Origin of the sequence: Vibrio ziniensis (assembly GCF_011064285.1) — a bacterium.
In the GTDB taxonomy this organism is placed as follows: Bacteria; Pseudomonadota; Gammaproteobacteria; order Enterobacterales; family Vibrionaceae; genus Vibrio; species Vibrio ziniensis.
The window spans coordinates 1,154,246-1,175,181 of sequence record NZ_CP049331.1 but is presented as its reverse complement, the minus strand read 5'-3'; the positions used below and the strand labels follow the sequence as shown (position 1 = coordinate 1,175,181).

Genomic DNA, 20,936 nt, shown 5'->3' with positions numbered 1-20,936 from the left:
AGCACAAGACGTTAAATTCTCGTGCCAGCTTTTGAGCAAAGGATTTTTCAGCCAGGACTACTGCTTTGGGTCGATAGGCTCCGCTGACTCATGTTGGTTTTCAGAAGATTCAGCCTCATCACCATTATTCAGAGGAATGCCAGATAGGACTGCAACTTCATCATGAATGTGCTTAACCTGCTCGGTGGTGAAGTTCGCCATCACAAACTGATGACGTTGTTCAATGTCTTCACCAAAGCTTTTACAGCCATAAGCCGCCAAACGGGCCTGACCGATAAAAGTCAGCTTGTTAAATTGATGCAGAACCTTATTGATGCTGTCTAAATATGCTTCTTTTTCACTCGGAGAGGCATCGTCAGCAGGATGCACAGGCATTGCGGGTTTTTCCATTTCAGCGACATATTCAATGAAATCGAAACGTTCTAAACCTGACAATTGAGTGAGGGTGACCTCTTGGTCACCCACGGTTGTCAGCATCGTTTTTAAAAACGTCTGAGCCATTATTACTCTCCTGCAGCTGCAGCTTCGGCTTCATCAATCAACAGCTGCTCTGCGGTGATTGGTTTGCCCACTTGCTTGAACTTCACAGTACGGGTGATTTTATCTTTCACCGTCACCGCTTTACCAAGCGAGTTAATGTAACCACGGAACGCATCCACAGTGCCATTAGGGAACTTGGTACGGTAGATGGTCACGGTGTCATTATCCACATCCGTGATAAGCCCCTGCTGAAGCGCTTCACCTGGTTTCCAAGCCAAGACGACGGTGGTATCACCCGCACTTTTTTGCCCGGGTGTCGTTTTCGTCCAAGCCGCTTCGGCATCGTCCAAATAGGTGTCATCTTCGTCTTCAACCGTGATTTCACCAGGCGTGATTTCTTTCACGTTAGCAAGCCTGTCCCATTTGGTATCAGCCAGATAGTCGGCATAGGTCAGCGTGGCTTCATCCGTACCCGCTTTCAAACGCCAGAAGCTGGTACCTGCGCCTTTAATGGACTTGGTTGTTTCTTCAGCCATAGTTAAACCTCTTCGATGTATTCAATTTTAAACAATAGGTCGAGCATGCCCCATGGCTGCTCGTCATCACGACCATATTCGAAACCACTGCGATTACAGGTATCGAGCAAGCCGTTGCCGGAATAGTGCGCCCCAATGGTGGATAAGACTTTTTTACCAATCTCATCCAGTTCGGCATCCACATGGGTGTTAGCCAATAAGTAAATGCGAACTATCAATGTGGCTGACCAGGTGTTCTCTGACATGTCAGCCTCAATCATCTGACCATCGGCCAGAGCCACCGCAATGGCAGGCAGATCGCCAACATCGTCATCCAATGGATCTTGTGGTACTTCAATATAAGAAGGCAGACCGTTGAAAAACGTCACTATGGTCGGTTCACCCTCTTCCGGATTGAGCGCTGCCGTTAAATCTGCAATCACTTGTTTTCGAATTAAGTCGTTAATTTCCACGAGCTACGTCTCTCCTAATCACCAATCGCACTTGTTGTTGCATTGCACTAACCAGCTCCTTTGGCATATCCGTTTTCATTAACCGAGAGCTATTGCGTTCAAAAGCCGTGGTGATTTCATTGGATACGGGAACCTTGCACACTTCTATTGGATAACGCCTATCACTGGTGCGCTGCATGATGTGCCAACGTCCATTTTTTAATTGCTGTATGAAAGCGTCTTTAAACTTATGCCTTCCAACAACAATCGAGGTGTTACCCGACAACTCACGCTTCACATAACGCCCACCTTCGCCTCGCACAGATCGACTGATCTGCATCTTTCCTTTCTTCCGCTTCACCTGAGTTCGAGCGGTATCAATAGATATCGCGGGTAACTCATTGCGACGAACACGAACATAGGCAACGGGTCTCGCGGCACTAGCTTTATTGATGGTGGCCCTTGGTCTAAGAACCTTTTGCTTCACTTTGACCGCTTTCGCAGCATCTTTAATTGAATGAACCACCGCCCTTGTGGCGATGCGGTTAATTGCCATGGCGCTGGCTTTGGGCACAGCTTTCGTCTGTAGTCCAGACAGGTTTTTAACCGCAAAAGTCAGTTGTCTATCAATCGTTGTCATAAAATCACCAAAATGTCGCCGTTCTCAGGGTAAGGGCCGCTACTGACCGTCGTCTGCTTACCGCTGCTAACGAATTCGATCTTGTCGCCTTTGCGAACTCTGATGTTATCGGTTCGGCGAAACGTCAGCTTTCGCACACGGCCAGCCATGGCATCAAACTGATTCAAATCTTCTTCGTAAATGGCGGTTACTGGCTCAGAATCATTCACCCGAACCTGCACCCCCATTGTTGAATACACAACGTCATCAGCCGATTCCATCAGGCGATCGAATTCGCTATCAAACATAGTTGTTAGCCCTTCATCGTGGCGTTCAGACCAGCAACACCCGCATCAACCGCATCGATTGCCGCCTGCTCTTCTAAAAAGACCGTTTCTCCGGCGTTAACGAAGACTTTCTTGCCATGAGAGATTGCCTGGAAAGTTTTCAATGCATGAATGCTCAAATCGCCTGCTTCATTGCTATCCACTTCAGGGACATTCTCATCGTCAATCAACGTGGCACCATCAGGCAGGTCACCCGATAACACCAGCACCTTTTCTTCAGAAGATGCTTCATCTTTTGACTCTGCCGCTTGGGACTCTTCATTACTGGCAGAAGCGTCAGCGTCAGATCCTTGCGAGTCTGAACCAGCATCGTTTTCGCTTGCATCATCGTCACCACCTTCATCTGGCAACTTAGCTTCAAGGTCATCGATCAGGATATTCAGTTGCTTTTCGGTTGTTTTATCCGTGTACTGAGGCTCGGTAATGCCTAATTCCTTACAAAGCTCATCAATACGCTTTTGCAGCATTTCTTTATTCGTCATGAGATTTTCCAAAAAAAGAAATGGGGCCATGGCCCCATTTGTACAGTGAGGTTCAAAGTAGAAGCATTAAGCAGCTACTTGAACGACAACCACATAGTTGACATCGATGAGATACATCGCGGGTGCAGACTCGGTTTTGGTGTAACGCACTTCTGGGTCCCCACCTTCCGTCCAGTCCTTCACGTAACGCTCCGCTTCATCAACACCTTCTTTCTGTGCCGACAAATCTTGGATTTGACCGTAAAGACGCGCACCACGAATAGAGGCGTTGGCAAGGATCAGGTGATAATCACGTTGAACTTTTTGCGTAACACCTGCGCGGTCAATGTACTCTTCGTTAACCACAATGATGGTCACATCGCCAAGCTGACCTTTAACGCTGACCGTTTTACCCAAATCTTTGAGTGACGTTTCAAGCTCTGAGGTTGAACCACGGCGAGTTTCTAGCTTGTCGTTGAACTTCTTGAATGATCGCATCAGTGCCCAGGTTTTAGGGTCACAAATCAGCACATTGGTCAGACCGTCCGATAATTGAGCCCACGCTTCAATGTCGGCTTCAATGTCGTAGGTTTCTGGATCAACGTTTGACCACATTGCCGCGCCAACCAGCGCCACATTGTTGCCAGCACGACGACCTGCATCGATTTCATATGGTGTTTCAATGAACTCACTTTCGATGATGGTTTTGCCGTCATACACCATTTCTGAACACATCAGCTCTTCGCGGTCACGAATCGCTTGTTCTTCCATGTCGAGGTTTTGCATCACGATGGCATCTTGACGATCGCCCGCACTCATTTCACCGAAGTACTTCTCACCTGGACGGCGTTTGATTGCTTGGTTTGCTGTCACCGCATGCTTCGATTTCACATAAGCAGGCTTAAATGACGTGGTTTTGTAACCTTGGTTGCGGTCTACGGCTGCGCCAATCATCGGTGAGCAGAACACCGCAATTTTGGTCTTGTTAGGGACCATATCCAGATCAACCTTTTCCGTGCTAAACGTATAGCTTTCACGGAAGAAGAAGCGCTGGAAGAAATTGTCACGACGAATACCGGCTTCATGAATGGCACCGAGTAGTTCGCGAGTAGTAAAGTTATCTGGCATAAGAATCTCTTCTTTTTGAATTCAAAAAAAAACGACGATTAAGCATCGTCGTCTACGTAAATGGCACTGCCAATAAAGGCGGCTCGCTTGGCCTTGACGGTCACCACCGTTTCAGGCCAGTTCACCGAACTGATGCGGAAGCCACCTTGCGGATAAATCACCGAGGTTTGATCGGCACCCGTATCGGTAATCGTACGGGCTGACATCGCCACCGCTGTACCTGGTGTACCGTCCCAAACAACTAGAGTGGCGGTATCAACATCGTCTCGCATCAACGGCGTGAGCGGTGCGAAAGCCTCGCCTGCTTTAATCACACCGCGAGTGGTCACCGGAGGGCTGAGTAGCGAGTTATCCGGTGTGTATTCTGTTTCTTCCATTACCTATTCCTTAATTAATACGTTGGTAAGAAGCCGCCAAACGGCTGATGTTTTTTTGTTCTTCTGACGCAGAGCCCGTACCAACATCCTGACCAAGCGCAGAACCATGCTCATTGCCAATAGCGGCCAAAGCGGCTGCATTGGCTTGTGGAGTGGATTTACCTGCAGCAGCAAGGATGCCTTTGGCATCATCAACCGTGATTTTTGGATTGTTGGCCAGCGACATAGCGAGATCACTGCGACCTTCTGCTTCAGGTAACTGAAGGATACCCATGCAGCGTTCTCGCTCCGCTTGAGCCGCATCTACCGTTGGCTGTGCAGCTGGTTGAGAAGTGGATGTCTCATCAGTGTGTGACTCTGATGCCTGTGGTTGAGGCGACGAAGCAGCAGCTGATGGCTGTTGCGTTGTGCTCTCTTTGTTTGTATCTACAACCGACATAGCGGCTCCCATATCTACTGTTGTTGAATTGCGCTTGAAATGCTCAGACATAATCTGTACTGCATCCAAGCCGTTAACGACTTCATTAGCAAAGCCGATGTCCACTGCGGCCTGACCTTCATAAGTCTCAGCTTCAGTGGCAAGAACGTGTTTTACATCGATGCCCATATACGTGGCCGCTTTGTTGGCAAACATCTGTCGGTTACTCTCCAGCTCTGTCTGCCACTTATCCCGCACATCCTCTGGCAGCGCTTCATAAGGGTTACCATCTGCTTTATGGCTTCCGGCTGTGATAAGCGTGATTTTTACACCCTGCTCATTGAGCATCTTTTCAATGTTGGTGTGCGCCATGATCACCCCGACAGAACCCGCTACCCCTGTTTGGGTGATTAAGCGGCGAGAGCAGGCACTGGCAATCATCTGACCTGCGCTACAATGCATGTCATAGCCCAAGGACCAAATTGGCTTTATTTTTCGATACTCTGCAATCTTGTCGGCCAAGTCGAAACAACCCGCGACCATGCCTCCTGGTGTGTCCATATCGAGCATAATGGCTTTCACTTCGCGATCATTCAGAGCTTCGGTTATCCGGTGCATAATGCCGTCATAACCTGTCATCCCTGATACGGGGCGAATGTAGCCATACTTGTGAACCAGCGAGCCGCTAATCGGAATGATGGCGATACCATCAACCACTTGGTAACTGCGTTCACCAGATCGGCGCGGTGTAAAAGAAGCTGCCTCTTTTTTCATGTCAGAAGCCATCAGCACATTGCCTTCGACATCAACCAATTGCTGGACATTACTAAAACGTTGACTCAGCGCTGAGAAGAACGTTCTTGCATAGCCAGCTTCTAACGCAAGTGGTCGGTTAAAGGCAGAAGTGATGAGGTTTAAGTGAGATACGTTACTCATTAGACCCCTCGTTTTGATTGTCTGGAGCCAGAGCTTGTAATTTCATCCAGCTCGGCGGTGGTAGCCCTTGCTTATGACGTTCAGCCATTTCCGATACCTGTTGTTCAAAGACCTCTTGATAATCTTCACCAAGTTGAGCCAGCTCTTTCTCGTAAGTCGATAATCCGCCTTCAATTTTGAGGATGGCTTCTTTCACTTCCTTCAGACCATCAATCGCCAAACGACCAGAGCCAATCCAATCGGATTTTGTCCAGGCATGACGTCGTTCCCAGAAAGTAAAACGGGCTTTTTTGGGCAGCGTGATGTAACCGCGAAGGATCATTTCCTCAAACAGCAAAGCGAAAATCTGACTGGCAAAACGATTGGCAATAATTTTTCTGCGCCCCATGAAATAACGCCATGAGTCATTGTGGGCGGCGCGAATCGTGCTATACGACATCTGTGAGTAGTTGCGAGACAATTGTGCATAGTCAACACCAAGCCCTGCTGCGATATAACGCAAAATAGACTGCTCTAAGGCAGCAAAGCCATTGTCTGCATTACCCGCATTGTGAAGGTTGATCTTGTCACCAGGCATTAAGTGAGGCAGCTTCACCCCATTAAACTTAATTTCATTCGCAGAGTAATAATCACCATAAGCCATTAACATTCGGTCAATGACACCATCCGCTTTCTCAGCACCAAACAGATATTGCATAGCCTGGTCAGTACCGAGCTCCGACTCAATACTAGCTGCGTACATGGCATTAACTACCGCTCGTTGAAGCGTGGTATTTTGCAAAGTATCGAGCATTTTTAGTTGCTCAAGACTCGATAGAAAGCGGTTTACACCACGAGTTTGACCACCCTCGCTTGGCTCAAATACATGAATGAAGCCAGCGCGACCTGAAGAAGTAACCTTCTCAATCCGCCTCCAAGTTCGACTCATTCCAAAGTTATCTGCACCTTCTTCAACATGATAAGCAATCGGCGCACCTTGGCGGTTGAGCTCTACACCGCCTCGCCTCTCTGGTAGATCACGCCCATGATTCGGGTTGGTCACTTTTCGCGGCGAGACCATTCGAATTGCGGTTGCAAACGGAGATTGTCGACTTGGTATCCATTCCGGTTTTGCCATGATGTCACCTGTATTGGCATGTGTTTCCACCGCCTCTCGCATCATCATGGTGAACGTTCGACGACGCTCTGCGTCAATAAAACAGCCTGGGTCTTCGGCTATATCGCGAAAGACTGCCTCGACATCTTGTACAAACGCTTTGTCCGGTGTGATACCAAGAAGCCGCCAGTTTGGTTTATAGCTAAGACGAAACTCAGAGCCTATAATGTGGTCCTTGTGCAATTGGATACCATTCGCGGCGATACCATTGTTACGTACTACATCATCCGTTCGTGCGTTGGCCTGCTTCATAATCGGAAGCAAAGCAGCATCAGTCGATTTTGATGGAGGGTTCCAACCTTTTAGTTGTCCCCCGAATCCAACACCACCAGCTCTAAAGACAGACTCACGAAGTGGTGTCTGTCCGTCAGCGGATAAAAGTTCAATTCGTTTCATCAAAATCTAGCTCCTGCAGGACGACCACGACGTACATTCGAGATCCCTAACTGAGATTTCAGGTCATCGATGTAGGCGCGCAGTTCATGAATATTTGCTCGGCTGTAATCGACTCGCCGATCACCTTTTTGTATAGAAACCGCAAGGCTACCTGTCTGTAGCTTGTGATAAGCTGTTTCAGCTTCTTTCAACATTTCGTCTAGTGTCATCATCCACCTTTTAGGCGTGCAGCAAGCTCAGCGATGCTGCTGATTTTCTTGCTTTCTTGAATAGGGGGCGGTTCATCCAGAACGAGGCCAAATTTCTGAACGAGAATATTGAGAGCTGCATAGGCGTAGTTCCAGCCGTCTAATGCTTCATCAAAGGGGTGATACTGTTTTATCCAGCGCCATACGGTGCGACCATTACGGTCATGCTCCAACTTCTTGTTGGCCGAGCACAATTGTTTAAAAAACTCATCGTTAGCCAACTCATCATCTAATGGAAAATGTATACATCCTGGAATAGATTCTGAACCATGTGGAGTTAAACAAAGTCGACTGTATAGCCGTTGCTTTATCCCATCGGTGCCCAAGCGAGTTAGGTATACTTTTTTGGTGTTCTTCTTGCGTGGAAAATTCTGGATCGGTTTGCCGTACTGGTTTTCGCCCTGAATAGGAATAATCCACATAACACCATTTCTGCGACTCATCTCATAAACGTCATCAGTCTTATGTCCCATGGCATCCCAGCACCACATTTTGACATCCATATCGACACCATTACGCTTCTTGTATGTGTTATGAAGCTTTCTAGTTGCCGCATCTTTCAATACTTGATTAGATAAATCGCCAACCAGCACGATGTGATCAATGAGCCAGCATTCCTCACCTTCCCCCCAAGCCCACACAAACATTTCAATGCGGTCATCTTGAGTATCAATCCCTCCAGTAAGAACAACAGCTCTATCAGGTACCGGATTATTAACGCGGTCACCTGACCACCAAATTTCGCGGCGAGACTTTAGGACTTCCCAATCCAGCTTATCTCCATTTTCACCCTCCCATAGCTCACCCAGAAACACATTCACAAATGTTTTCAGCTTGGCTGGGTCCTTATAACGAGTGAGGAACTCGCGCACTAAACCTACCCAACCATCCGTCATGGTTGTGTTGTATGCTGCCCAACAGTGAATCCCTACACTGACAGGTACGGGAATGGGATTATCATCAACATCGAAAAAATGTTCGCCATCTTGAGTCCACGTAAAGTCCTCAGCTTTCCAACGACCTTTCATTTCCATCGATTTCAACTGAGGATAGTGAATCGCTTTCTGGCAGTTACAGCATTGGTAATAAGCAGTTCTCGCTTTCTCTTCAATAGTGTAAAGGGAGTTATCCCATTTCATCCCGTACGGTGTATCTCTACTCCCCCACTCAAGAACCTGTTCGCAATCACAATAGGGACAAGGCAGATAGAAACGAAAGGTAATGCTCATTTCCAGCATTAATCGCTCAATGTGAGACTCTCCGGTGTTTGTGGGCGTTGTCCCCCAACGTTCCATCGGAAACGCTGCGCCTTCAAGTCGGGTTCGAGCTAGCGAAATGGGGTCGCCTTCTTTACCAAGCTCCCAATCCCAACCATCAACTTCGTCGCCAAATAACGCTGTCTTGGTTATCCGTCGCATATTCTTGGGAGTTGCTGCACCTAATATGTCGAGTATCCAACCTAAACCGACTTTCTTTTTAGTCGTATTGTTTTGGTCCTTGGCGAACAGATAAGGAAATATTTGCCGAATGATAGGCATATCAATCCAAGCGCCATCTATCTCATCAATGCAGAAGTTTTTTGCGTCATCATCCGTTGGTTGGTAAATAACGGTGTTGGCTTTGTACTGATGCAGCAGGCAAGTAACCGCTGCGATCATCATTTTTGACCAACCAATCCGCGCCGATTTCTGAAATGCGAGTCTTCGTATCGCTCGGTTACACATCATGTTCAAGATAGCGACCTGGAACGGCAATGTTACCCAAGCGCCTTCTTCTTGAGAGGAACCAGAAGCAAGGCGGTAATGCTTGTTTGCCCATTTAGCACCACTAACTGGGGGCGTCTTCTTCAATACTGTCAAACCACGACGAACCGATTTCCGGATCGCTGTCAATGTAATCGGAGAGATCAGGTTGGACATCGGTACACTCATTACAAACTGCGATGATTTCTTCCTCAAGAATGGAGACGGCTTCAGGTGGCATGTCCAACCATGATTTCTTCATCTTGGGAATCAAACTATCTAGGCGTGATCGGATTTGCGACGCCACTTGCCCAATGACGTCGGGAATAATTTCTACAGGTGCGTAGAACTTTTCAAAGGTCAATCGCTTGGCTCTCATCATGGCGACGGTTTCGTCTAATTTATCGAGTTCCAGTTCTCGTTTACGCTGCTCGTAGTTTTTTGGATCATTTTTCGGGTCGGTTTCCGCTTTTTGATCGGCGTTTTTAGACTGTCTTAGATAAGCGTTATAGGCGTGGTTGCAGGCTAGAGGGTCCATCCCACTACGACCTTTCGCAGCAGGCATAATCCCTTGCTGTATAAGGTTTCTAACCTGTCTATCGGATATACCAAGAAGCTCGGCTATATCCGACTGCGTGAACTTTTTGTCTGGATTGAATAGCTGATTCATTCATGTTTTATAACCGGAAACCGGAAACCCCAATTTTGAAAAAAATTTTTATCGAACGACTTCGTGCGAGGCAGAACCCCCGAGGTACCTCAGGGTGCCGGAAAGGACCCATGCTTTTGAGCCAAACACTGAGATTGTATGTACCCTTGCAAATAACTGATTTGATTAATATTGTCAGTGATCATTTGCCTGAGACGTACATAATCTTCTCTAGCTGTTTCGCTAAGTCTTGCGGCTCCTGCATCGCCCAGGCTTCGGGTGCTATCGGTGTTGGACACAGAGGGACATTCGGCTTTGACGTACACGCGCTTAGGACCAGAACGCAACTCATCACTAAGACGTTCAATTTCATCGTTCGCATTATTCCTTTCCTCTGCGAGCCTTCGGCTAAGCTCATTGAATAACTGAATTTTCTTTTGCTGCTCTTGAGCCTGATTGAACAGTGAATCACGCTCTGCAATGAGAACTTCATTCTTAACGATTAAGCTTTTTCGCTCGCTATGTTCTATGAAATACAAACTGGTAGTAAGCACTAGTAATGCAACAGAGACTAGCTTGACGATAGCTGTAAGTTGCATATTTCTTCCTCAATCTGCCTTCGTGTAATCAATCCTTTCCATTTCTGTCCACCGGCATATACCCAACGATGGAGTTCTAAACATGCCGCCTTGGTATCACCACTATTCAATTTCATTAGTAGCGTTGAACGACTCATTGCTCCCACTCCAACATTAAACGTAAAAGAGTAAAGCGCTGCCCGTGTTGCTTCAGGTATTGGATGTTTAATGAGAGGATCTAAATTCTGTTTCACGGTAGCGAGGTCTTGTTCCAGTAATTGAACACACTCAGATTCGTTGTATGTTTTATCCTCGATAATGTCGCTACCAGTATGGCCATGACAGACGGTGAGAATACCTGCGACATCGTAGTAAGGCTTAAACTCCTTGCCTTCGAAGGGAACAATCAATGCCATTGCCATCACGAACGCCGATGCCCCTGCTGCAGATAAAGAACGAATATTCAGACTAATCTTGTTCATAGCCAAACTCTTTATCGTAACGCTTCTTTTGAAAGTAGTAGTTAATCACTGCGGTAATGACCATCCCAAGAAAGCTAATAATCACCATCCACCAATCAGGTGAAATCATGCCAAGCAAACCTAGAAAGCCAGCGAAAAAACCACAGATAGCGTTCCAAAAATACGAGGCCATACTGGATATTTTTTCATTCATGCGCATATTCCACCCCGAAAGGAGTGCCCTTTGATATTGGAGTGTTAGAAACGAAAAAGCCCCGCATAAGCGAGGCTAAAAATAGGTACAAAAAAACCGCCTAAATAGCGGTTAGTTTCATTACTGTGTAGTTATCCATACTGGATATATACACATTAAACTGCCCCGTTTTTATTTTCAAGTTCTTTCTTAAACAATTTTCGAGCAGCTTGGTCATAACTAATCAAGAGAGTTCGAATAGCTTCGACATGCTGATTCCAATCCGACCAATGATTTTGATAGTAACGAATTCGCTTTTTCTTAAAGCCTTCGCTCAACTCACTTTTGTCTTGGCAATCTGATTCAACTAACAGATGAATCAAATAGGCGCGAGTAAAGGTAGGGGTATATTTTACCTTCCCTTCTATAGCTGTTGTCTGAGCCCCACCCAATTGCTCCAAGGCTAGTCCACCAGCGATTATAGGGATTAGAGCTTTAACTTTGTCATGGGTTCGTTGCTGAATCATGATGCCTTGCTCTGATGCACGAACAACCCAGTCATTTAAAACGCTTTCAAACAGTCGTGTTTTATTCTCGTTTGAGTTCCATAGTGGCGAGGCATAAGCAAACATAGTCCAGTCAGCTAGATGAGAAGCCGTTTGGGACATGCGTTCTACAGCGGCCAACACTTTGGCGCCATCTAACTTAGCACCAATCTCAAAGTCTGCAGCACCAAAACCACCGCCACCAGCTCCGACATTATACTTAGCACGAATACCTTCTGTTGCCATCCCAATAGCGGCTGGCATTTCCCAACGTTCAATGCTTGTTACTAACCCCATAGCTCACCCTCTGGACTAACCTCAAAAACTAAATATACTGTATATATATACAGTTTTACGCTATTTTACGGTTATGTTCAAAACAATACAAGTTCGCAAAGACTATTACCTGCTAAAGCTAAATACGAACGGTCACATAGGTAGCGGAAAACCTAAAGAGCCTGCGACACTGACTGTTATGAGAAAGAGAGGGAAAACCATCGAATTACCATTTGGTGGTTTTATTCATACTGAAAACACAGAAGGGTTAAAACTTTTAAAAGCTAAAGACATTGTTGCACTGTGTACTGATGAACAGGCTATCAACGTCGCTTATTCAATACCTAGCGGACACTATGTGGCCGGTGTTTATGTGGAAGGAAAAGTGTTTATCCTAGTGCTCAATGGCAAAATTGTTCATGAGATGTGGCGGTTAAACGTACCAAAAGACAATGTGGCTTATATAGAGAAGCACTTGAAGTGATAGTTGTTGTTGTCAGAACCCCAAACTTGGACTCAAAATTCAACTACTTTTACTTGTGATTCTATCTACAACACAGCTTCAAGCTCAATCCATTCATCTATATATGAGCATAAGTGATTGTAATAATCATTTTTGAACGGGTTGTATTTAGTTTTATGACTTGTGCTTGCACTTATCAACTTCACAGTTCTACCCGGATATTCATTAACTCGAATCATTCGCTGTTGTTCGCAATACTGCTCTCGTGAAGGCCCTCCCTTTTGCCATCCTGACTCAATCGACCATTCTTGAGTTTTAACTACATCTATTTTTCTTGGTTCTTCACTAGCTTCATTTGATTTTGAATCATTTTTAATATCATCCACTAAAGCTGCAAAAGATTCTGGATTTTTTATGGATATTTCGCCTTGATAAAATTTAATAGTAGACTGCGTTGAAGAGGTTAATTTCCAACCAAAGATCACAATTACGGCAGCAAAACAGATTCCCATTAAATTCTTAACCCACTTGTCCATCAGCGACGATCCTATATCTAACAGTTGCCGTATAGGACTATACTAGTAGAACTATTATGTATTATTTAATCAAAGCTATTCGTGTTGCAAATATGAGAACGTCTTTATAAGCTACCGACATACCGACATACCGACTTCTTAAAGGTTGCATTAGTAATTGACTTTTTTAGGGCCCTACATTTCACCCGATTTCATTTTCGACTGTGCCTCACTTACCGTCAACCTCCCAAACAATAAGTCCATCATCGCCATAATTCTCTTATTGTCGTTCCCCCATTTAGTTGAATTCTGGTTGTTTAGTGCCTTGAACTCCACTTCACCCACTTTCTTGCTATTTTTATATGCTTTAACTTTGGCATCTGCGATAAACGTTTTAAAGTCCCAACTCCAGCGCGATACGTAAATCAACGTTAATTCTGATTCCTTAGGTGGAGTTCCATCACGTACCACAGAACATTTGTGAGCCGTATCCAAACACCATTCTTGCATCGAGTCTAAGAAAATTTCTCGTGTTGCGTTATCTTCCACTATAGTAATTTCCTGACTCTGATCCCCTTCAGAAATAGCTTCCGCGGTATATTTTGGTGCCGCACACGCCGCCAATAAAACAGATAGACTAAGGATGCCTAATTTCTTATACATTTTACATACCTTTAATTAACCATATAATTTATATAGATTATATTTAACTCTTAGCTTACACATCTATATTAACGATATCTCCAACTAGAACAACCAGACCGAACCAAAAATACCAAGCGTTGCGAATTCCTCTTAAGGCGTTTTTTTTGATTCTAAGCAATTAAGTTTATTGTGTTCTTCTTTCAACTTGCATACAAGAGTACCGAGTGTAACTTGTTGCTGCGCGTAGCTTTCACCAAATATTGCACATCTTAGGCGTTCTATCTGACCGATTAGAGCTATACAAATAAAACCTAAGAATCCAAAGAAGAAAAGGCTTACGAAATAAAAACCACCAGCAAACAGTAGCTTTTGAATAATATATTCACCAGAGATGAAACCGAATAAAGCCATTGCGAATGGTGCTAACCTCATTAGTATTACGACTAATAAACTCAGTATTTCGTGGAATTTGTATAGTGCTAGCGATATTAGACTTTCAGGTTGAGACAGTGTCAGTTTTATGCTTTCAAGTCGGCAATCAAGCAAATTGATATTACTCTTTAATGACTCAATTTCACCTTGCCATCGTTCTAAAGATAATCTTTCCTTTTCTTGTATACGCTGTTTTTTTAATTGCTCTTCATAATGCCGTTGTTGTTCTCGTTTTTTGCGAATTCGCTCTTTTTCCAACGCTATTTGTTCAGATGTTAAAAAATGAGGATCAAGAATTGAAATTGCTTCGCTAACTTCAATCTTAAAAAATTCTCGATTGTTGGATAATCGAAACTCTTTGAGTAATTGGTGACACTTGTTCTCCATAATCTTCAGGTCACTTTCAACCGGCCAAGATGCAGCGACTCTAAATGGCATAGGAACGCCAGTGGAATCCAGCTCTCTAGCTCGCTCTTCAGGACTTCTGGTAGTTAAACCGACCTTAACTAATCCTGGCATACTCTCATTTGTAAAAATGTAAATAAAACCCATTTTTAGTACCTAAACTAAAGAAATCATAGTTGCTTAATCAAGATGGTAATAATGTAACTATCTAGCTCAGCATATTGTTTGCAGATCACAAAATTCAGCTTCAAATCGAAAGCATCAGGCGTTTGGAATCACACTTAAACTCTTCACTAAACTAGCTATAGAATCTCATTACGCTTATTTACACCACAAAGAGTAACAGCCAAACCTCGATTTAGTTCAGTGTCTGCACTTTTTGCGTAACACTTTAAAGTTCTCTCTGCATCAACAGAGCCTGAGCACAATTTGATTGCTAAGAAGCGAGGTATCTCTTCATCAATTAGCGAAGCGCCTATGTAGCAAGATGCAGGGGCTTCTGACCATGCACCAGAGCAGAGCTCAGATGCCAGGCCAATTGGGATAGTCTTATCTATTTTCGAAACATCAGACAAACAGTCGTATGGATCATATGCGAAAGACGAGCAACTAATAAAAGAGACAATAGTAAAGAAAGTTTTCATGACAAGAATGCTCCTCAATTTACCCCTATTTATTATACGTGGTTAACTACCGATCTTTATATTCTTCAAAACATCCATTGCAGGCATAGTCGGAGAAGAGTCTCCACTAATTAACCCGGTTTCTGTACGGCTAAACAACGATTGAATTACAATGTCACGGGACTTTTCATCAATAGCACCATCTTTGATCAGGGCTAGATAGAAATACGTTAGTTGCGCTCGCTCTTCAGCGTCTCTTTGGAGATGAGTGGTACTCATGAACAACTTGGCCAAAACTCTTAAGAAAAATCCATAAACGGCGATTCCTGTTACAAACAAAACTACGCCCTTTATAGTATCCAGTTGAATGCCTAACTCATGCCCTTCGAGAAAATTGCGGTAGAAGATAAAAAACACAACGAGACCTACGAAGACAAAAGCTGAAAGCAGCACACCATATAGGAAACTATGGTTGCTATACTTATCAGCGGTATTAGACCAATACTGTGCTGGCTTTTCTAATTTGAGATGCTCTTGATAAGTAGCTTCTAACTCACTAATTTTCTTTTTTGCTGCTTCAATAGACTCATCATGCTCTGCTTCATAAATCGATCTATCACTTTCCCATTCAGAGTTCTTTTGGCTAGTAAGAGACGCCCAAATATCGTTACATTCATGTTCCCAATCACTCCATGACTTCTGGCATTCAGCTTCCCAATTTATGGCTCTTTTTTCTAAAGACTTCCTGGTTTCTTCTAACTCATTTCCTTTTTCAATCGCATTTGTATAGTTCTGTTCTATAAAATCACGATCGGAATTAGATAATTCTGTAATGCTTTTTCTTTCACGCAAGTAATCATAAGCAGCTAACGCTCCCATCATTTGTAAATGGTTGCCAGGCTGTTGAAACCCTCCTATAACATTCGGCCAGAAGGACTGGACTCCTGCTACGTTATATTCGTCATAAACATACTTTAGCCTTTCGAAAACAGAATGGCCGTGAGGAGCCCACATGCTGGATAATGTATTTATATTAGCTTGTACATTATTACGATGACTCGGATTAATCGGTCTTTCAGCTGCAATATCTTGTAAAATAAAACTTATTTGAAGTTTCAAATTAGTTAGATGATTTATTATATTGTTTATTGGTGTAAGCTGACCTTTATAAGTTTTACTGATAGATGTAAAGTTCTCTAATTCACCTTCCACATATATACCTAATTGCTCTGTCGAATCAAAATGAATTGAAGTATCAAACAGTCCTTTAACTACATAATTTTCTTTATATTCCATGTGCTACCAACTCAACTCTTGTTTACTGGCCTTTTCGTTCTCTTGATACATCATCATGATGTTGGAGTAATTACAAAGATCTATCATCCCTTTGCAGTAGTCTTGGACAACTCTATCCATAACCTTTCTATTTTCAGCTTGGGTAGCTCGTTTGAATTGTTTGACATTTTTTCTGTTCCATAATGCGTAAAGTTGTGTCATTACACATATTGATTTTTTCTCAGTAGTCATGACGAAGGGTATCTTTGATCAATTGAGTAACTTTTGCCTTTTGGGCTTCACTCCCGTCAAAGTCCATTGGGAGAACAAAATCCGCTGTAACTGCAAACGGAACCACCAATACTAAATAAGCGACTTACTTAAGCATGGCAACCTCTTTTCAAATGAACAAATACCATATGAAAACAGTAACATTGCAACAATTAGAGCACTACAAACTAATCGAACAATTGTGAACGAATGCAACTTACATGAACAGTAGATAGCTTTATAATTAAAAGTATAAATGGTCAGGACTTTGTGTCAGGATCTGCTAATAAATTGGGAGGTGCAATGCTTGTGCATAAACCTGTGCATAAAAAATTACCCACAACTTACACACAAGGCGAAAATAATTTAGCACTTTCCCCCAATTGAACAAAAAACACTCATGCACACAATATATTGTGCACGAGATGAAAATAAACACTACATGTAGACACTAAAAAACCAAGAACCCAGCCAAATCACAAGTTATAAAAAATGTCAATGCATTGAATTTAACCATTTACCAATCCATACTTTGTCCAACAGTGCCCAGTCCCCTGTTCTCGAAGTAGCAACAACTACTTTGTTTTCAAGGCTGGGCGTTCTTTTTATATCGCCTATATAATTATAATACTCATGGAAGCGTTGGCACCACCAAAGGAATACAAATCTTACGATGAATTGCTGGACATTCTTAATGTTCGAGGAATGACGATCGAGAGCGATGAACGCGCAAAACGTAAACTTGCTCAAGTTGGGTATTATCGCCTAAGTGGATTTAGTTATTCTTGTAGGAAGTTTATCAAAAAGCCTTGTGGTTCCTTAGAAATATGCGATGTTATGCGCACCCCTAAACGCAAAAATGATTTCCTTCCAGGCACCTCATTCAACAAAGTATTCAATTTATATTTATTCGATAAGAAACTTCGCGTTTTGATAATGGATGCTCTTGAAAGAATCGAAGTACACATTCGTTCTTTAATAGCCCATGAGATAGGTAAAGGCCATACAAAAGAAGTTGGTACAGGAAACTTCATTCCGGATCCCATGGCATGGTGTGACCCAACTTATATAAACCCTAAACACCTCAATAAAAGAGGAAGCGAATCTGATTGGGACAAGTGGATAGCCAACCACTATAAGTTAATAAGCCGTTGTCGTGAAGACTGCATTGAATGGCATAAAAGAACTAAAAAATCCATGCCGTTTTGGGTTGTTATTGAAGCGTGGGATTTCGGTACACTTTCGAAGTATTTCGGTATGTTAAATGACTCATATCGAATGCGAATTTGTAAACGCTTAGGTCTAGATCACCACAAAGCCCCTAACATTCTAGGTTCATGGCTTATGAGTATGAATCTACTTCGAAACCGTTGTGCACACCATAGCCGTATATGGAACCAGAAGGCTAATTACATACTGCCTGTGCCAGAAAATAATCCTTACTTCGATAGAGTAGCTTTAGACGATAACAGTAGACAACGTCTATTCGGCCTTATGGTAGTAATGAATTACCTGCTTCAGCAACTTGGACAGTCCAGTATATGGATGAATCAGGTTATGAGTGAAATTGAGAAATTCCCTCAACTACCAGGTTGTAGACTTCATTCTCTTGGTCTAACAGATGATGTAATCCCAAGTAAAGAGATTCTTGGTTTACGAGAGGTCACTTTAATTGAAGCAAACACCGAAATAAGACAATAGGTATTATAAGCTTCATTAACTTGATATCTACAACACACTCAACTCCCATGCTATCTTAATAGTCTGTTCACATACGACAGTTGGGGTTATGCTTGACTTTCCAAGCGTTTAGACCGACATGAAATTTGCTGCAATTACACTAGGCAGAGAATGTACGCTAAGTACTTTTAATTTTCCTAGGTAATCTCTATCGGTCTCACCATGAATACTGCTGTTAACAACGCTGCCACAGAACCTAAACATTGCAACTTAAACACGACCCCCAACGGTGGAATACAGAATACCAAGCGTTGTGAATCCCTCTTAAATTGCTTGTTATATTTATTTTTCGATATCTGGAAGTGCTGTCGGATCAAAGATAATTTTATGCTGTGAGGGGTTGCGAGTGCACATTAATAGGTGCTCTCTCTGGTTTTTGGGTCCAACCATTCTTAATTTCATTTCAGAGCCACACCATGGGCACTCAGCGAATATTTTTGTGATATAGATTTTGCCAGAGGTACCTATTTCTAAGTTTTTTAACCCACTCAAATGCTCAAACCTTCTGCGAGGAAGCACCATACTTAAGATCAGCATCGAAAAGAAAATACCAAAGAGTAGAACAACAACTGGCTGTATGGAGGATAAGCTGGTTGTAAAAAAAGGCATGAACAAACCTATTATGCTAGCTAAACTTCCCCAAGTGCCGAGCTTTTTAAATGTAGAACTTTTGGCTAAAGCACCATCTCTTGTCCATGGTAGATTTACAAACTCACGCTTGAGATTAAGTAATTCAGGGTCAATATTGTTCGAATTGTTAATATTATCACCAATATGGATATTACTATTATTAATCTCTGAGCCAATTGCATTTACGCTTTGCTCACCTGAATGAATAACATGTCCAGATGAGTTTCTAGGGGTACCGCACCCAGAACAAAACTTATGATTTTCACCAAATTCAGTTTGACAATTTGTACAATATTTCAACATAGCCTCCTTTAAATATAACGCCCGCTTAAGGGGCAGCCAACGCTACTACCAACTTTCCGCATAACACCGTAATCACAAAAACCAACGCATTATAAAAATGCCACGCGTTGGCTGTCCCTCTTGAAGCGTTTGTTATGTTTTAATTAGTTCATCAATTCTCAATTTGAGATCTTCACTACAATGCTTACTAGTTTTTAGCTTCTCCAACCAACGAATGTCTGAAGATCTCATATTGCGTTTATCATCAGCTTCCAAGTGCTTGAGCATTGCATCAATGTCACTATTAGATAGCCATTCTAAATAGTCACAAAAGGTGCGCCAAGTTGACCAACATTTACCGCGCTCTGATGGTGCCGACCAACGTAGAATATCAATAATATGAAGGATTCTAGGTTCAAAAACTGGCGAATCTGGAAATGGAGATATTCTTAAAATATTCATGAAAGGCTTACTAGCTGTATAAAAATCCCATACGCCATCTGTTTTTGAACATGCCTTTAGAACCGACATGTGAAACTGGTCACGAACCTCTTCAGAAGGATAATGACTTTTATTAGAGATAGTGACAACAGCTTGAATGAACTGGTCAATCTCTCTATATGACATTCTATTTTCGGGTTGTAGTAATTCACCGCCAAACTCTTTATAAAGTACCGGATAAGATAAGATTTCGACTAGTGCAGAAATCGCTTGATCTCGAGACTCCTTATTGTTGAAGCTATTGAGAATATCTTCATTAGTTATAGGCTTATTTTCTACGATTTTTGTAGAGAGCTCCCTCAAGCGCTTTTCAATATTTTTGTATTGGATTAAGAATCGCTTATTTGATTTTTTGTACTCTGTATATTCTTTAGCAAGATCTTCAAGAAACTCACCTATTTCGGCTTTTATGATAAATATGTTTTTATCTTGGAATAGTAAGCGAGACTCTTCCAACACATTGTCACTTACACTTGGGTAAACAATCATAAACGCGGGAGGCTTCTCTTCACCCAAATCGGCGTAAACTTCATCATAGAGAAAGCCGATATTTGGGTCCGTTAAGCTGTAGCCGATAAATATCGGAGATGCTTCCGAGAATAGAGTGTAAATCTTACGATTCAAATAAGTGTCTTCACGTTGAAACGAAAAGTACTGACTTTGGGTCACGACTATTGAATCTGGACGACCTAGATCTCCGTGAATTTTGAATATATTTTTTCCATTGCTGGTGACTTTAGGACACGAGTCTTTTCTAACAACGACATTAGCTAATCCATCAAAGATATTTTCGAGTACATTATCCCAGTTAGTGGTGACTATCATGTTAGGAGCAAGTGCTCTGAAACGTCGTATCCAACTTGGATCAGCGGTATCCTTTTTGAGGTCTAATAGAGCCTCTGATACAAGCGAATTAAACTCATATTCGGAATAATTGTGGTGAGTTCTAGCAAAAGAGAAAAGCAGTTCTGCTGCTTTAAGAGGATTGCTCAAATCCAATACTAATGGATACCCAATTTTCTTGCTTATCTCTACAAGAACATCCCCCCAACTCCCATATCCAAAATTATAAGAAAAACCTGAACCTACCCAAAAGAAGTAGTTTTCGGTAAACACTGATGCAAAAAGACTTTGCTTTGCATCTTCAGATAATTGTTCAATACAACTCATAACTATCC

Annotated in this window: 26 protein-coding genes; 2 read left to right on the top strand and 24 right to left on the bottom strand. The window is 42.9% G+C overall.

Annotated elements, in window-relative coordinates; genetic code table 11:
* Positions 1–57: 57 nt before the first annotated feature.
* The 17 genes from G5S32_RS05355 to G5S32_RS05275 form a co-directional block, all read right to left on the bottom strand.
* Positions 58–501, bottom strand: coding sequence for a phage minor tail protein domain-containing protein (locus G5S32_RS05355; protein ID WP_165311052.1), 444 nt, complete (start codon positions 499–501; stop codon positions 58–60).
* Between the two features lie 2 nt (positions 502–503).
* Entirely contained in the window at positions 504–1,016 is a 513-nt protein-coding gene (locus G5S32_RS05350) for a phage tail tube protein (RefSeq protein WP_165311051.1), read from the bottom strand.
* A 2-nt stretch (positions 1,017–1,018) separates the two neighbouring features.
* Positions 1,019–1,468, bottom strand: a complete 450-nt coding sequence (gene gpU / locus G5S32_RS05345) for a phage tail terminator protein (protein ID WP_165311050.1) — start codon at positions 1,466–1,468, stop codon at positions 1,019–1,021.
* A complete protein-coding gene (locus G5S32_RS05340) occupies positions 1,458–2,087 on the bottom strand; it encodes a phage tail protein (protein WP_165311049.1) in 630 nt (209 codons plus the stop codon). Before G5S32_RS05340 ends, gpU begins: the two co-directional genes overlap by 11 nt.
* Positions 2,084–2,347, bottom strand: coding sequence for a head-tail joining protein (locus G5S32_RS05335; protein ID WP_246201041.1), 264 nt, complete (start codon positions 2,345–2,347; stop codon positions 2,084–2,086). The genes G5S32_RS05340 and G5S32_RS05335 overlap by 4 nt, the downstream gene beginning before the upstream one ends.
* A gap of 32 nt (positions 2,348–2,379) precedes the next feature.
* Positions 2,380–2,895, bottom strand: coding sequence for a hypothetical protein (locus tag G5S32_RS05330; RefSeq protein ID WP_165311047.1), 516 nt, complete (start codon positions 2,893–2,895; stop codon positions 2,380–2,382).
* Between the two features lie 66 nt (positions 2,896–2,961).
* Positions 2,962–4,002 (bottom strand): major capsid protein, encoded by a 1,041-nt coding sequence (locus G5S32_RS05325; protein WP_165311046.1) that lies wholly within the window; start codon positions 4,000–4,002, stop codon positions 2,962–2,964.
* Between the two features lie 38 nt (positions 4,003–4,040).
* On the bottom strand, positions 4,041–4,379 hold the full coding sequence (locus G5S32_RS05320) for a head decoration protein (protein ID WP_165311045.1): 339 nt from the start codon (positions 4,377–4,379) through the stop codon (positions 4,041–4,043).
* A 10-nt stretch (positions 4,380–4,389) separates the two neighbouring features.
* On the bottom strand, positions 4,390–5,733 hold the full coding sequence (locus G5S32_RS05315; RefSeq protein ID WP_165311044.1) for a S49 family peptidase: 1,344 nt from the start codon (positions 5,731–5,733) through the stop codon (positions 4,390–4,392).
* Positions 5,726–7,285, bottom strand: coding sequence for a phage portal protein (locus tag G5S32_RS05310; protein WP_165311043.1), 1,560 nt, complete (start codon positions 7,283–7,285; stop codon positions 5,726–5,728). The genes G5S32_RS05315 and G5S32_RS05310 overlap by 8 nt, the downstream gene beginning before the upstream one ends.
* Positions 7,285–7,494 carry a gpW family head-tail joining protein gene (gene gpW / locus G5S32_RS05305; protein WP_207621600.1) on the bottom strand — a complete coding sequence of 70 codons (210 nt, stop codon included), beginning with the start codon at positions 7,492–7,494 and terminating at the stop codon, positions 7,285–7,287. The genes G5S32_RS05310 and gpW overlap by 1 nt, the downstream gene beginning before the upstream one ends.
* A complete protein-coding gene (locus G5S32_RS05300) occupies positions 7,494–9,452 on the bottom strand; it encodes a terminase gpA endonuclease subunit (protein WP_165311041.1) in 1,959 nt (652 codons plus the stop codon). Before G5S32_RS05300 ends, gpW begins: the two co-directional genes overlap by 1 nt.
* Positions 9,361–9,945 carry a hypothetical protein gene (locus G5S32_RS05295; protein WP_165311040.1) on the bottom strand — a complete coding sequence of 195 codons (585 nt, stop codon included), beginning with the start codon at positions 9,943–9,945 and terminating at the stop codon, positions 9,361–9,363. The genes G5S32_RS05300 and G5S32_RS05295 overlap by 92 nt, the downstream gene beginning before the upstream one ends.
* 89 nt (positions 9,946–10,034) lie before the next feature.
* Positions 10,035–10,523 carry a lysis protein gene (locus tag G5S32_RS05290; RefSeq protein ID WP_165311039.1) on the bottom strand — a complete coding sequence of 163 codons (489 nt, stop codon included), beginning with the start codon at positions 10,521–10,523 and terminating at the stop codon, positions 10,035–10,037.
* Complete coding sequence (locus tag G5S32_RS05285) at positions 10,496–10,984, bottom strand: lysozyme (RefSeq protein ID WP_165311038.1); 489 nt, start codon at positions 10,982–10,984, stop codon at positions 10,496–10,498. The genes G5S32_RS05290 and G5S32_RS05285 overlap by 28 nt, the downstream gene beginning before the upstream one ends.
* Positions 10,971–11,177 carry a phage holin family protein gene (locus tag G5S32_RS05280; protein WP_246201040.1) on the bottom strand — a complete coding sequence of 69 codons (207 nt, stop codon included), beginning with the start codon at positions 11,175–11,177 and terminating at the stop codon, positions 10,971–10,973. The genes G5S32_RS05285 and G5S32_RS05280 overlap by 14 nt, the downstream gene beginning before the upstream one ends.
* 155 nt (positions 11,178–11,332) lie before the next feature.
* The gene (locus G5S32_RS05275; protein WP_165311036.1) at positions 11,333–11,998 is read right to left on the bottom strand and encodes a hypothetical protein; all 666 of its coding nucleotides are present in this window, start codon (positions 11,996–11,998) and stop codon (positions 11,333–11,335) included.
* A 73-nt stretch (positions 11,999–12,071) separates the two neighbouring features.
* Between G5S32_RS05275 and G5S32_RS05270 the strand changes: the two genes are divergently transcribed.
* On the top strand, positions 12,072–12,461 hold the full coding sequence (locus tag G5S32_RS05270) for a hypothetical protein (protein ID WP_165311035.1): 390 nt from the start codon (positions 12,072–12,074) through the stop codon (positions 12,459–12,461).
* Positions 12,462–12,526: 65 nt separating this feature from the next.
* On the opposite strand, the gene G5S32_RS05265 is transcribed toward G5S32_RS05270, so the two are convergent.
* From G5S32_RS05265 to G5S32_RS05245, 5 genes are all read right to left on the bottom strand, one after another.
* Positions 12,527–12,976 carry a hypothetical protein gene (locus G5S32_RS05265; RefSeq protein WP_165311034.1) on the bottom strand — a complete coding sequence of 150 codons (450 nt, stop codon included), beginning with the start codon at positions 12,974–12,976 and terminating at the stop codon, positions 12,527–12,529.
* 174 nt (positions 12,977–13,150) lie between these two features.
* A complete protein-coding gene (locus tag G5S32_RS05260; protein WP_165311033.1) occupies positions 13,151–13,618 on the bottom strand; it encodes an Sbal_3080 family lipoprotein in 468 nt (155 codons plus the stop codon).
* A gap of 132 nt (positions 13,619–13,750) precedes the next feature.
* Positions 13,751–14,584 (bottom strand): GIY-YIG nuclease family protein, encoded by an 834-nt coding sequence (locus G5S32_RS05255; RefSeq protein ID WP_165311032.1) that lies wholly within the window; start codon positions 14,582–14,584, stop codon positions 13,751–13,753.
* Between the two features lie 155 nt (positions 14,585–14,739).
* Positions 14,740–15,081 (bottom strand): hypothetical protein, encoded by a 342-nt coding sequence (locus G5S32_RS05250; protein WP_165311031.1) that lies wholly within the window; start codon positions 15,079–15,081, stop codon positions 14,740–14,742.
* 42 nt (positions 15,082–15,123) lie between these two features.
* The gene (locus G5S32_RS05245) at positions 15,124–16,356 is read right to left on the bottom strand and encodes a DUF6161 domain-containing protein (protein WP_165311030.1); all 1,233 of its coding nucleotides are present in this window, start codon (positions 16,354–16,356) and stop codon (positions 15,124–15,126) included.
* An 882-nt stretch (positions 16,357–17,238) separates the two neighbouring features.
* Between G5S32_RS05245 and G5S32_RS05240 the strand changes: the two genes are divergently transcribed.
* Entirely contained in the window at positions 17,239–18,306 is a 1,068-nt protein-coding gene (locus tag G5S32_RS05240; RefSeq protein ID WP_165311029.1) for an Abi family protein, read from the top strand.
* 321 nt (positions 18,307–18,627) lie between these two features.
* Here the strand turns inward: G5S32_RS05240 and G5S32_RS05235 are convergent, their stop codons facing one another.
* Both G5S32_RS05235 and G5S32_RS21685 read right to left on the bottom strand, forming a co-directional pair.
* Complete coding sequence (locus G5S32_RS05235; protein WP_165311028.1) at positions 18,628–19,278, bottom strand: zinc ribbon domain-containing protein; 651 nt, start codon at positions 19,276–19,278, stop codon at positions 18,628–18,630.
* Positions 19,279–19,410: 132 nt separating this feature from the next.
* On the bottom strand, positions 19,411–20,928 hold the full coding sequence (locus tag G5S32_RS21685; RefSeq protein ID WP_246201039.1) for an SIR2 family NAD-dependent protein deacylase: 1,518 nt from the start codon (positions 20,926–20,928) through the stop codon (positions 19,411–19,413).
* Between the last annotated feature and the right edge of the window lie 8 nt (positions 20,929–20,936).